This is a genomic window from Saccharothrix lopnurensis (genome assembly GCF_042658445.1).
GTDB lineage: Bacteria > Actinomycetota > Actinomycetes > Mycobacteriales > Pseudonocardiaceae > Actinosynnema > Actinosynnema lopnurensis.
In genome coordinates, this window is sequence record NZ_JBHSQO010000067.1 from 1 (window position 1) to 12,030 (window position 12,030).

Annotated in this window: 10 protein-coding genes; 7 read left to right on the forward strand and 3 right to left on the reverse strand. The window is 75.6% G+C overall.

What is annotated here, in order from left to right; translation table 11 throughout:
* The 5 genes from ACFP3R_RS35250 to ACFP3R_RS35270 form a co-directional block, all read left to right on the forward strand.
* On the forward strand, positions 1-235 hold a 235-nt coding region (locus tag ACFP3R_RS35250; RefSeq protein ID WP_380642917.1), incomplete at its 5' end, for a hypothetical protein.
* A complete protein-coding gene (locus ACFP3R_RS35255) occupies positions 232-1,839 on the forward strand; it encodes a thiopeptide-type bacteriocin biosynthesis protein (protein WP_380642919.1) in 1,608 nt (535 codons plus the stop codon). The genes ACFP3R_RS35250 and ACFP3R_RS35255, both read left to right, overlap by 4 nt.
* An 81-nt stretch (positions 1,840-1,920) precedes the next feature.
* Positions 1,921-3,108 carry a DUF418 domain-containing protein gene (locus ACFP3R_RS35260; protein WP_380642921.1) on the forward strand — a complete coding sequence of 396 codons (1,188 nt, stop codon included), beginning with the start codon at positions 1,921-1,923 and terminating at the stop codon, positions 3,106-3,108.
* Positions 3,105-4,307, forward strand: a complete 1,203-nt coding sequence (locus ACFP3R_RS35265; protein WP_380642923.1) for a sensor histidine kinase — start codon at positions 3,105-3,107, stop codon at positions 4,305-4,307. The genes ACFP3R_RS35260 and ACFP3R_RS35265 overlap by 4 nt, the downstream gene beginning before the upstream one ends.
* Positions 4,304-4,951 carry a response regulator gene (locus tag ACFP3R_RS35270; protein WP_380642925.1) on the forward strand — a complete coding sequence of 216 codons (648 nt, stop codon included), beginning with the start codon at positions 4,304-4,306 and terminating at the stop codon, positions 4,949-4,951. Before ACFP3R_RS35265 ends, ACFP3R_RS35270 begins: the two co-directional genes overlap by 4 nt.
* On the opposite strand, the gene ACFP3R_RS35275 is transcribed toward ACFP3R_RS35270, so the two are convergent.
* From ACFP3R_RS35275 to ACFP3R_RS35285, 3 genes are all read right to left on the reverse strand, one after another.
* Positions 4,927-5,352 (reverse strand): hypothetical protein, encoded by a 426-nt coding sequence (locus tag ACFP3R_RS35275; protein ID WP_380642927.1) that lies wholly within the window; start codon positions 5,350-5,352, stop codon positions 4,927-4,929. The genes ACFP3R_RS35270 and ACFP3R_RS35275 overlap by 25 nt on opposite strands.
* 59 nt (positions 5,353-5,411) lie before the next feature.
* On the reverse strand, positions 5,412-7,523 hold the full coding sequence (locus tag ACFP3R_RS35280; protein ID WP_380642929.1) for a putative bifunctional diguanylate cyclase/phosphodiesterase: 2,112 nt from the start codon (positions 7,521-7,523) through the stop codon (positions 5,412-5,414).
* A gap of 136 nt (positions 7,524-7,659) precedes the next feature.
* On the reverse strand, positions 7,660-8,475 hold the full coding sequence (locus ACFP3R_RS35285; RefSeq protein ID WP_380642931.1) for an SAM-dependent methyltransferase: 816 nt from the start codon (positions 8,473-8,475) through the stop codon (positions 7,660-7,662).
* 243 nt (positions 8,476-8,718) lie between these two features.
* On the opposite strand from ACFP3R_RS35285, the gene ACFP3R_RS35290 reads away from it, so the two are divergent.
* Both ACFP3R_RS35290 and ACFP3R_RS35295 read left to right on the forward strand, forming a co-directional pair.
* Positions 8,719-9,720, forward strand: coding sequence for an alpha/beta hydrolase (locus ACFP3R_RS35290; protein ID WP_380642933.1), 1,002 nt, complete (start codon positions 8,719-8,721; stop codon positions 9,718-9,720).
* A 209-nt stretch (positions 9,721-9,929) separates the two neighbouring features.
* The gene (locus tag ACFP3R_RS35295; protein WP_380642935.1) at positions 9,930-11,945 is read left to right on the forward strand and encodes a cellulose binding domain-containing protein; all 2,016 of its coding nucleotides are present in this window, start codon (positions 9,930-9,932) and stop codon (positions 11,943-11,945) included.
* Positions 11,946-12,030: the final 85 nt, after the last annotated feature.

Sequence of the window (12,030 nt, forward strand, 5' to 3'; positions counted from 1 at the left end):
GGGTCCCGACGGCTACCAGGCGCGGCTGCGCGCGGCGGGCGCGACCGCCCAGCACGTGTGCGCGGCCGCCTCCGGCGCGGGCGCGTTCTGCCGCCCGGCGCGCAGCACCGACGACGGCCCGCTGGAGGCGCTGGCCGGCGCGCCCGCGTCGCACGCGCTGCTCTACCTGCTCGTGGCCGGCCGCTCGCGCGGCACGGGCTTCACCTACGACCTCACCCCGTTGGAGGCGCGATGACCTGGACCGGCCTGCACGTGCGGCTGTCCTGGGCGGTCGAGCACGTGGACGCCTTCATCGCCGACGTGCTCGCCCCGGCGATGGCCGAGCACCGCGCGGCGGGACGCGTGACCGACTGGTTCTACGTCCGGTACTGGCGGACCGGCCCGCACCTGCGCCTGCGGCTGCGCGACGCGCGGGTGGACCTGACCGGGCAGCTGCGCGAGCTGGTGGCGCGGGCCGACCACCCCCGGCTCGACCTGGACCCCGCCGCGTTCTACGCCGCCGCGGGCGCGGCCGAGGGCGAGTGGCTGCCGCACGGCGACGTGCGCGGGGCGCCCTACGAGCCGGAGGTGGAGCGGTACGGCGGGCCGGCGGCGCTGCCGGTCGCCGAGGAGGTGTTCTGCCGCAGCACCGACGTGGCGGTGGCCGTGCTGCGGTCCACCCGCGCGCCCGGCGCGAAGTTCACCGCGGCCGTGGAGCTGGTGATGGCCACGACGACCGCGCTGGGGCTGGACCGGTTGGGGGCGGCGGCGTGGCTGCGGTCCCTCGCGACGGGCTGGCGGCAGGCGCGCGAGCCGGTCGCCCCGCCGGGCCTCGGCTCCCACGTGGCCGCCCGGACGCTGCACGACGCGCGGGCGGCCCTCCTCGCCGCCCGCTGGGACCGGCTCGGCACGCACGCCACGGGCGCGGTCGCGTACTGGGCGGAGCAGGTGCGGGCGGACCTGCCGCGCTACGCCTGGGCCTCCCAGCTGCACATGCTGTTCAACCGCCTGGGCCTGAACCCCGAGGAGGAGCGCACCGCCTGCCGGCTGGTGGCGATGACGGCCGAGGCCCCGGACGGGCCCACGCCGTTCCACGAGGACGGCGCGACCGCGCCCGACCGGCGCTACCTGGCCGCCGCGAGGTTCCACCCCGGGGTGCCGGACCAGGGCCCCCGCGAGGTCGGGTACGCGCCGCCGCCGCGACCGCCGTGGTGGCCGGAGGTGGCGCTGCCCGACGCCGCGCCCGTGCCGGGCTCGCTGGTCGACGCGCTGCTGACCCGGCGCACCGCGCGCGGCCCGGAGCCGACCGGGCCGCTCGACGCCGGGCAGCTGGCGACGCTGCTGTGGACCGCGCAGGGCGCCCTGGCCGACGGGCGCAGGCCCTACCCGAGCGCGGGCGCGCGGCACAGCGCGCGGCTGCGCGTGGTGGCCCTGCGGGTGTCCGGGCTGGAGCCGGGGGTGTACGACGTGGACGAGGCGCGGCGGGTGCTGGTCCGCGTCGCGCCCGCACCGCCCACCGGGGACCTGGGCGCGACCTCCATGTGGTTCGGCCACGGGGACGGCCGGGTCGACCCGGCCACCACACCCGCCGTGCTCGGGCTCTACGCGCGGATCGGCGCGCTGCGCGCGGCCTACGGCCTGCGGGCGCTGCGGCTGGCGTTCACCGAGGCCGGGCACCTGACGCAGAACCTCGCGCTGGTCGCCGCGTCGTCCGGGCTCTCGCTGGGGCTGTTCGGCGGTTTCCACGACGACCTGGCGCACGACGTGCTGTGCCTGGACGGCGTGGACGACGTGCTGGTCTACCTGATGCCCCTGTCCGCGAACCGGCCGGGGAACGCCGCGCATCGACCGATCGGTTGACCCGCCGGGGTTCGGGGATGACCCCCGGCCTCGGTCGATCCGCCGATCCGCGCCGGCGCGCGGGCCACGACGCTGGGAACCATGTCGCTCAACGAAACCGCGCCGCTGGTGGGACCGGTCTCCGCGCGGGACCGGGTGCTCGCGCCCGACCTCGCGCGGGGGCTGATGCTCGCCCTCATCGCGGTGGCCAACTCGGTGTACTACCTCTACGGCCGCCCCTACGGGGTGCGGCAGCACATCGTCGAGCACGGCCTGGTGGACCGGGTCGTCAGCGTGGTCGACGTGACCCTGGTCGACGGCCGCGCGTACCCGATGTTCGCCGCGCTGTTCGCCTTCGGCATCGTGCGGTCGTTGCGGCGGCAGCGGGACGCGGGCGTCCCCGAGGCCGAGGCCGGGCGGCTGCTGCGCCGGCGCAGCCGCTGGCTGATCGCGTTCGGGTTCGCCCACGCGGTGCTGCTGTTCCCCGGTGACATCCTCGGCCTGTACGGGGTCCTGGGTTTCCTGCTGGTCGCGCTGACGCGGGTGTCGGACCGCGCGCTGCTGGTGGCCGCCGCCGCGTGGCTGGTCGTGGGGGCGGCGGTGCAGGGGTTCGCCCAGATGATGCCCCCGAACGGCGAGCGGACGTTCTTCTGGTCCCTCGAGACCGCGGACGCCGTCGAGGCGCTGGCGCTGCGGCCCCTGGAGTGGCTGCTGGTGCCGGTCGGCAACCTCGCGATCGGCGGCGCGGTGCTGGTCGGTACGTGGGCCGCCCGGCGCGGGGTGCTGACCGACCCGGCCGCGCACCGGCCCCTGCTGGTCCGCACGGCGGTCGGCGGGCTGGTGGCGGCCGCGGCGGGCGGCCTGCCGGTGGGGCTGGCGGTCGGCGGGTTCTGGGAGCCGGCCTCGGTCCCCGCGCTGTGGGTGGTCTCCGCGCTGCACGCGGTGACCGGGATCGCCGGCGGCCTGGGCTACGCGGCGCTGATCGGGTTGCTCGCGCTCCGCGTCGGCGACCGGCCCGGCCCGGTGGTGCGGGCGATCGCCGCGGTCGGGGAGCGCTCGCTGAGCTGCTACCTGTTCCAGTCGGTGGTGTTCGCGGCGCTGCTGACGCCCTGGGCCCTGGGGCTGGGCGGCACGCTGGGCACGGCCGGGGTCGGGCTGCTGGCCCTGGGCACGTGGCTGGTCTCGGTGGTGCTGGCCGACCTGCTGCGGCGCGCGGGCCGGCGGGGGCCCGCGGAGGTGCTGCTGCGCCGGCTCACCTACCGCGGTCGAGGGGGGAGGATGTCCGGGTGACCACGGTGGACGAACAGCTGGGGCGGTCGCGGGAGCACCGGTGGAACCTGGCCTGGGGGCTGGCCCCGTACGGCCTGTTGGTCCTGGCGTGCGCGGTGTACCTGGTGTCCGACCCCGTGGGCCTGGACGAGCGCCTGGTGACGCTGGGCATCGCGGCCGGGCTCGCGGGCTGGCACTGGTGGTTCGCCGTGGCGCACCCGCGGTGGTGGGACCGCCGGTCGTGGGCGATGGCCGGGTACTTCGTCGGCCTGCTCGCCCTCACCTCGGTCCTGGTGCTGCGCGGCGACGCCTTCCAGCTGTTCGTCCCCGCGTGCTACGTGCTCGCGTTCGTCGCGCTGCCCGGGTGGCCCGCGTACCTCGGGGTGGTGGCCGCCAACGTCCCGTGGCTGGTCGTGCCGGGCACCGCGAGCCCGTCGGTGCTGATCAACCTCGCCGTGGCGACACCGCTGGCCGCGCTGGTCGGCGGGGTGGTGCGGGCCATGGAGCGGGAGGCGGTGCGGCGGCGGGAGGTCAACAGCGAGCTGGTGGCCGTGGCGGCGGAGAACGCCCGGCTGCACGCGCTGCTCGTGGCACGGGCCCGGGAGGCGGGCATCGCGGAGGAGCGCGCACGGCTGGCCCGCGAGATCCACGACACCGTCGCGCAGGGGCTGACCGGGATCGTCATGCGGCTGGAGGCGGTCGGGGAGCTGGTCCCCGACCCCGGGCCGGTGCGGGCCGGGGTCGACGCGGCCCGGGACCTGGCGCGCACCAGCCTGGTGGAGGTCCGCCGGTCGATCGAGGCGCTGCGCCCCGGCCCGTTGCAGGACGCCCGGCTCGGCGACGCCGTGCGGCAGGCCGTGGCGACCTGGCGGGAGCAGCACGGGGTGCCGGCCGCGTTCACCGTGACCGGGACGCCACAGCCGGTGCACTCGGAGGTCGAGGTGACCGTGCTGCGCGCGGCGCAGGAGGCGCTGGCCAACGTGGGCCGGCACGCGCGGGCGCGGCGGGTGGACGTCACGCTGTCCTACATGGAGGACGTGATCGTGCTGGACGTGCGCGACGACGGAGTGGGGTTCGAGGTCGGGTCGGCGGGCGGGTTCGGGCTGACCGCGCTGCGCCAGCGGGTGCGGGCGCTGTCCGGGTCCGTGGACGTCGAGTCCGCGCCGGGGGCGGGGACGGCGGTCGGCGTCGCCGTGCCGGTGATCGAGGTGGAGCGGTGACCGGGGCGGTGGTGCCCCTGCGGCTGGTGGTCGTCGACGACCACCCGGTGGTGCGCGACGGGTTGCGCGGGATGCTCGGCACGCAGCCGGACTTCGAGGTGGTCGGCGAGGCGGCGGGCGGCGCGGAGGCGCTGACCGTGGTGGCGGCCTCGCGGCCGGACGTGGTGCTGACCGACCTGCGGATGCCGGAGCCGAGCGGCGGCGCGCTGATCCGGCTGCTGGTCGAGCGCGTGCCCACCGCGCGGGTCCTGGTGCTCACCACGCACGACACCGACTCCGACGTGCTGCCCGCGGTGGAGGCGGGCGCGGTCGGCTACCTGCTCAAGGACGCGCCGCGCGAGGAGCTGTTCCGGGCCGTGCGCGCCGCGGCCCGCGGCGAGACCGTGCTGTCCCCGTCCGTGGCCGCCCTGCTGCTGGCCCGGATCCGCCCGCGCCGGCCGCTCACCCGGACGGGGTTGAGCGCGCGGGAGCGGGAGGTGCTGGCGCTGATCGCCCTGGGCCGGACCAACCGGGAGGCCGCGGCCGAACTCCACATCAGCGAGGCCACGGTCAAGACCCACCTGCTGCACGTCTACGCCAAGCTGGAGGTGCCCGACCGGGCCTCCGCCGTGGCCGCGGCCTACCGGCGGGGCCTGCTGGACTGAGGCGACCGGCCCTGCCCCGGACCGCCGGCCCAGAGTCTGCCGGTCGGGCGGCGCCCGGCCGCCGGCTCCGCCACCTGCTCGTCGGTGAACGGCGGGTCGAGCAGGTCGCCGCGCTGGGCGTGGCACCGGAACAGGTCCGCGATGCAGTGCATCCGGTCGGGCAGGTCGGGCAGGTCCCGCGCGGCGGTGTCGAGCAGGCTGTCCGCGGTCGGGTCGACGATCGCGAGCAGCGCGAGCAGCTCGGGGTCGGCCGGCTCCGCGAGCAGCGGCGGGAACCGGGCGGGCAGGTCCTCGCCCAGGTCCAGCAGCTCACCGCCGGGCAGCGTCGGCGTCATCAGGTGCGCGGTGGCGGACGCCTCGGCGAGGACTCCAGCAGCCGCTCCACCTGCTTGGACGCCCACACCGCGAACGCGCACCGGTTGGCGGACCCGCCGGTGCGGTCGGCCGGCGCCCGGGGAACTCAGCCGGAGCGGATCGCCGACGTCAGCGCGTGCGGCGCGCGGTCCTCCCCGTACAGCGGGCCCGTGGCGGTCGTCGCTCCCGCCGCGCGCCACCGGGCGGCCTGCTCGGGCGTCGCCACGCCGTCCACCACCACCTCGGCGCCCGCGCCCGCCACCGGGGACACCAGGTGCGCCAGGTGGTCAACACGGCCAGCCGGCCGCCGGGCCGCGACGCGGCGCGCCACGCGGACCCGGCGGATCGGCAGGTCCGCCACCGCGGCCAGGTCGTCGGGCCCCAGGCCGAAGTCGTCGAGGGAGGTGCCGACGCCCAGTTCCACCAGGACGGTGAGGTTGTCCACCGCGTCGGGCTCGGTCAGCACGCCGACCGGCACCCCGACCTCCAGCCGGTCGGCGGGGAGGCCCGTGCCGCCCAGCACGCGCCGCACCCGGCGGACCAGGTCGGCGTCGCAGCACTGGTGGCGGGTCAGCGGCACGTGCAGGGTGCCCGCGAAGCCCGACTGCCGCCACCAGGCGACCTGGCCGCACGAGGTGGACAGGTGCCACTCGCCGAGGGCGAGGATGAGGCCGGTCCGCTCGGCCAGCGCCACGCACCGGTCGTGCGCCACCTCGCCGCCGTCCGGGAGCTGGTGGCGCAGGCGCGCGGACACGCCGGCGAGCGCGCCGTCCGCCAGCGCCACGACCGGGGTGTAGCGGGCGGTGAAGCGGCCCTCCTCCAGCGCGCCGGGCAGGGACACCGCCAGCCGGTCGGTCTCCCGCTCGACGAGGTCGCGGTCCGGGTCGAACAGCTCCCACTGGCCGCGGCGGCGGGCCCTGGCCCGGCGCAGGGCCTGCTCGGCGGCGCGCAGCACGTCGGCGGGCGAGGCGTCGGCGGGCGGGCGGCGGACCACGCCGACGCTCGCCGTGACGGCCAGGCCGCACCCGTCGAGGTAGACCGGTTCGGACAGCTCGCGGTTCAGCTCGGCCACGGTGGTGCCGACGTCGGGGGTGGTGGCGGTGTTCTCGACCAGGACGGCGAACTCGTCGAAGCCCAGCCGGGCGACCATCGCCTGCTCGCGGGCGAACGCGGTCTTGAGCCGCTGCGCCACGTGCACCAGGAGGCGTTCGCCGGTGGCCCGACCGAGGCCGTTGCACACCAGGCCGAACGCGTCGAGCCCGAGGTGGAGCAGGGTGACGCCGCGGACCGGGTCGGCGCGGCGCAGCGCGCCCTCCAGGTGCGTGGTGAAGAACTGCCGGTTCGGCAGGCCCGTCAACACGTCGTGCAGGGCCTGGCGGTGCAGCTCGGCCCGGAGCAGCGCCAGCTCGGTGCCGTCCTCGACCACGGCGACGAAGTGGGCGGGCTCCCCGGTCTCGTCGCGCAGCAGCGAGGCGGTGAGGGTGATGCGGGCGGTGTCGCCGTTCTTGCGCAGCAGGCGCTGCGCCTGCCGGATGCGCTCCGGCCCGCCCGTCACCAGGCCGCGGAGGGCCTCGGCCAGGTGCTTCGCCGAGTCGGGGTGGACGAGGTCGAGCAGGGTGCGCCCGGCCAGCTCCCCGGCGGTGTACCCGAGGATGTCGGTGATGGCGGCGTTGGTGCGCGCCAGGCGGCCGTCGAGGTCGACCAGGAGCACGCCGCTGGTGGAGGAGGTGACGACCTCCTCGAACCGCGCCTCGCTCTCCCGCAGGTGCCACCGGGCGTCGCGGACCGCCTTGAGCAGCGACGCCTGCACGGCCTCCTGCTGCTCGAACACCGCCCGCCGGTTCGCCGCGAGGAACCCGCACGACAGCGCGCCGAGGCCGAGCACCACGCGCTGCGCGTGCCGCTCGACGGGCTGGAACTCGGGCAGGGCGGGCAGGCCCTTGCCGAGCACCTCCACGGTGACGCGCAGGCCGTCCTCGCCGACGTGGCCGAGCGCGACGAGCCGTTCGCCGATCTCCTCGACCGGGCGAGCGGCGAAGGGCTCGGCGTGCAGCGCGGCGCACAGCACGTCGAGGTGGTGGCGCAGCTCGCGGTCGAGCTCGTCCCGCGTCAGCGGCACGACCACCGCCGCGCCGAACAGGTAGGACCACTTCCGGGCGAGCGGTTCCCGGCCGTCGCCCGACGGCGTCGATCGCGGTGTTCGAGTGGGGTACGGCATTTCCGTCGCCCTGCTGTGGTGTGGGGGAGTCCGCGGCAGTTTACCGAGCCCCACCGGCCAAGTCTTGACCGTCGGGGTGAAAAATGATCACCCGATGAGGTCGACACCGCGGAAATGCCGTGCGGTGGTCCGCTCCTTACGCTTTTCTGCCGACTCCCGCGTACACCAGCACGTTCATGTCGGATTCGTCCGCCATGTCCGCGGGGCCGCCCGGTCGCCACCCGGCGCAGCCCACCAGGCCGGGTTCGACGAGGTCGAACCCGGCGAACAGGCCGGCGATCTCGGCGCGCGACCGCAGGGTGACCTGGTCGCGGCTCCTGCTGCGGCGGATCACGTCGGTCGCCTCGGACAGCTCCTCGCCCTGCCCGTCGGCCGTCACGTGGGTCATGGCGAACCAGCTGCCGGGCGCGAGCGCGTCCCGGTAGCGCGCCACCAGGCCCGCCGGGTCGTCCTCGTCCGGCACCCAGTGCAGCACCAGCAGCATCAGCAGGGCGACCGGTTCGTCCAGGTCGAGCAGCCGGCGGACCCGCCGGTCGGCGAGGATGCCCGCCGGGTCGCGCAGGTCGGCGGGCACGACGTCCACCCGGTCGTTCCCGACCAGGATCAGCTCGCTGTGCGCCACGGCCACGGGGTCGCGGTCGACGTAGAGGACGCGGCACCCCGGCGCTCGCGCCTGGGCCACCTCGTGGACGTTGCCGACGGTCGGGATGCCCGAGCCGATGTCGAGGAACTGGCGCACGCCCCGCGCCACCAGGTGGCGCACGACCCGCGCCAGGAAGGCCCGGTTCACCCGCGCCGCCGCGCGCAGGCCGGGCATGGCCGCCTCGATCCGCTCACCCACGGCGCGGTCGGCGGCGAAGTTGTGCGCGCCGCCCAGCAGGTAGTCGTAGGTGCGGGACATGCTGGGCACGGAAATGTCCACGTCCGGGGGTACCCATTCGCCTCGCCGCATTTCTGGCACACCTGTTCAGCTCGCGGGCCGCCGAACTTAGCGGTTCGTCGGAAAAGAGGGGAAATTCTGCTTCTTCCGAGTGAAGTAAACCACCTGATCAGGCACTGTCGGCCCGCGCAGAACGGGCCCTATCGTGGGACGCTCCCCTTCCGACTGGAATTCCGGGGGTGAGCGCGGGTGTTCCGGTGACGTCCGGCCGGTCGCCGTTCCCCGGCACGTCGCCCCGATGGAGGTCGTTCACCCGTGCGTTGGTCGCGTGTCCGGTCCGGTGCCGCCGTGCTGCTCGTCGCGGGGGCCTGCCTGTCGCCCACCCCGGCGGGCGCCGAGCCCGTGCCGTGCCGGGAGGTCCGGGTCCCCGTGGCGGTGGCCGGCACCGCCCAGGCCGTGGCCGGGACGCTGTGCGCGCCCGCCGGGTCGACGACCGTGCAGGTGCTCGTCCCCGGCGGCACGTACAACCGCTCGTACTGGGACGTCTCCCACCAGCCGGACACCCGGTCCTACCGGCTGGCGATGAACCGGGCCGGCATCGCGACGCTGGCCGTGGACCGGTTGGGCACGGGCCGCAGCTCCAGGCCGCCGAGCGCGCTGGTGACCGCGACGACCCAGGCCGAGGCGGTGCACCAGGTGATCCGCACGCTGCGTCCCCGGTTCTCGCGGGTGGTCGTCGGCGGCCACTCGATCGGCTCGGCGATGGCGCTGGTCGAGGCCGGGCTGCACCGGGACGTGGACGGCGTGCTCGTCACCGGGTTCACGCACCGGATGAACCTGGTGGCCGTGGTCCCGGTGCTGGCCGGCATGGTCCCGGCCGCGCTGGACCCGAAGTTCCTCGGCCGCACCCTCGACCCCGGCTACCTGACCACGGCCACCGGGACGCGCTTCCGGTCGTTCCACGCACCGGGACCGGAGGTGCCGGGGGCGGTGGCGCTGGACGAGTCCACGAAGGACGTGTTCTCGGTGGCCGAGGCCGTGGACACGCCGGCGCTGAACAACGTCGTGGTCCCGTTCACCCGGCTGGTCGAGGCGCCGGTGCTCATCGTCGTGGGCGAGGACAACCACTTCTGCGGGCCGCCGCTGGGCAGCGACTGCTCGTCGGCCGAGGCGCTGCGCGCGTCCGAGGCGCCGTTCTTCTCCCCCGCCGCGCGGCTGGAGGCCCACGTGCTGCCCGGGTACGGGCACTCGATCAACTACGCCCCGAACGCCCCGGACTTCCACCGGGTCGTGGTGGCGTGGACGAAGGGGCTGTGAGCGCGGCCCGGTAGCGGCCCGGGACCCCTGATCCCCTGTTCGACGGAGTTCGACCACGGTTCGACAGGCCGTTGGGCGGAGTGGACGCCGCGCCCGTACGCCACCCGTACGCAGCCTTCGGCGGTGGTGCGGGAGGAATTGACAAGGTCACAGCCGCACCCCAGAGTTTGGGAGCGCTCCCAGCCATCACCGTCGATGAGGAACCGCCCATGAGACCGCGTCTCGTCGTGCTGCCCGCGCTCGCCGCGCTGGTGGCAGCCCAGGCCCTGGTGGTCACCGGCCCCGCGGCCCAGGCCGACCCGGACGTCACCGTCACGGTCAACACCCGAGCCGGGTTGGAGGTGGTGCACGAGGCCGCGATCGGCGTGAACCACGCCATCTGGGACACCCACCTCGGCAGCGACGCCGTCGCCGACCTGCTCAAGGACGCCGGGGTCAAGGCCATGCGCTACCCCGGCGGGTCCTATTCGGACATCTACCACTGGGAGGACCACACCGCGCCCGGCGGCTACGTGGCGCCCAACACCGACTTCGACACCTTCATGGGCGGCGTGCGGCGCGCGGGCGGGCAGGCCGTCGTGACCGCCAACTACGGCACCGGCACGCCCGAGGAGGCCGCGGCCTGGGTGCGCTACGCCAACGTGGAGAAGGGCTACGGCGTCCGGTACTGGGAGATCGGCAACGAGAACTACGGCAACGGCCACTACGGCTCCGGGTGGGAGGCCGACCACCACCCGGACAAGAGCCCGGCCTACTACGCCACCCTCGTCCGCGACTACGCCACGGCCATGAAGGCCGTCGACCCGACCATCAAGATCGGCGCGGTCCTGACCACCCCGGGCGAGTGGCCGGACGGCATCACCGCGGCGGGCGACGCCGGGTCGTGGAACGAGGTCGTGCTGTCCATCGCCGGTCCGGTGGTCGACTTCGGCATCGTCCACTGGTACCCGAGCGGCGACACCGCCGCGCAGGTGCTGACCAAGACCGACCGGGTGGTGGACCAGATCGCCCTGGTGCGCGAACAGTCGCGCCGCCTGGCGGGCAAGGACCTGGGCATCGCGCTGACCGAGGTGAACACCTCCTACGGCCGCAACACCCAGCCGGGCGCGCTGTTCGCCGCCGACGCCTACGCCACCATGCTGGGCCAGGGCGTGTTCAGCGTCGACTGGTGGAACGTCCACAACGGCATCGGCCAGGTCCGGGAGATCGCGGGCCACCCCGACTACGACGACTACGGCCTGCTCTCCAGCGGCAACTGCGCCGCCGACGGCACGACCTGCCAGCCCGCGCTGAACACCCCGTTCGCGCCGTACCACGCGATCTCCATGGTGTCCCGCTTCGCCCGTCCGGGCGACCAGCTCGTCACGGCCGCGTCGAGCGACCCGCTGGTGCGCGCCCACGCGGCCCGGCGACCCGACGGCGGCCTGGCCGTGATGCTGGTCAACCAGGACCCCGGGACCGCCAAGACCGTGGGCCTGCGGTTCGCGGGCTACACCGCCGCCGGCCAGGCGACCGTGCTGACCTTCGCCAACGGCGACACCGGCATCGCCACCACCGCGGGCCCGTCGTCCTCGGCCACCCTGCCGCCGTACTCGATCACCACCCTGGTGCTCAAGCCCTCCGGCGCGGTCACCCGGCCGGCCACCCCCGCCCGCCCGGTCGTGGGGGCGGTCACCGACCGCACGGCCGCCCTGTCCTGGCCCGCCCCGCCCGCCGGGGTGAAGTACGAGGTGCACCGGGTCGTCGGCGCGCACACCGAGCAGTGGGGCGAGACCACCGGCACCGGCTTCACCGCGGCCAACCTCTCCCCCGGCACCGAGTACACGGTCACCCTGGTGGCCAGGGACAACGCGGGCCGGGTGTCGTGGTCGTCGCCGCCGCTGACCTTCGCCACCGGCACCCCGGCCACCTCGTCGTGCGCGGTGAGCTACCGGGAGACCACCAACTGGGGCAACGGTTTCGTGGCCGACCTGGAGATCACCAACACCGGCACGAGGCCGGTGGAGGCGTGGACGCTGACCTACACCTGGCCGACCTCCTGGCAGCAGGTCGCCAACGGCTGGAACGCCACCTGGGCGCAGACCGGTGACCGGGTGGCGGTCACCGGCGGTGCGGCGCTGGCCCCGGGCGCGTCGACCACGGCCGGGTTCGTGGGCAACTACCAGGGCCCGAACGTCCGCCCGCTCAAGTACTTCCTCAACGGGGCCCTCTGCACCACCCGCTGAGGACGCGCGTCGCCCCCTGCCCGGCGGCAGGGGGCGACGTGGGCGGGAATCAGGACCCCGGGTCAAGGCCGGGCCGGGTCAAGGC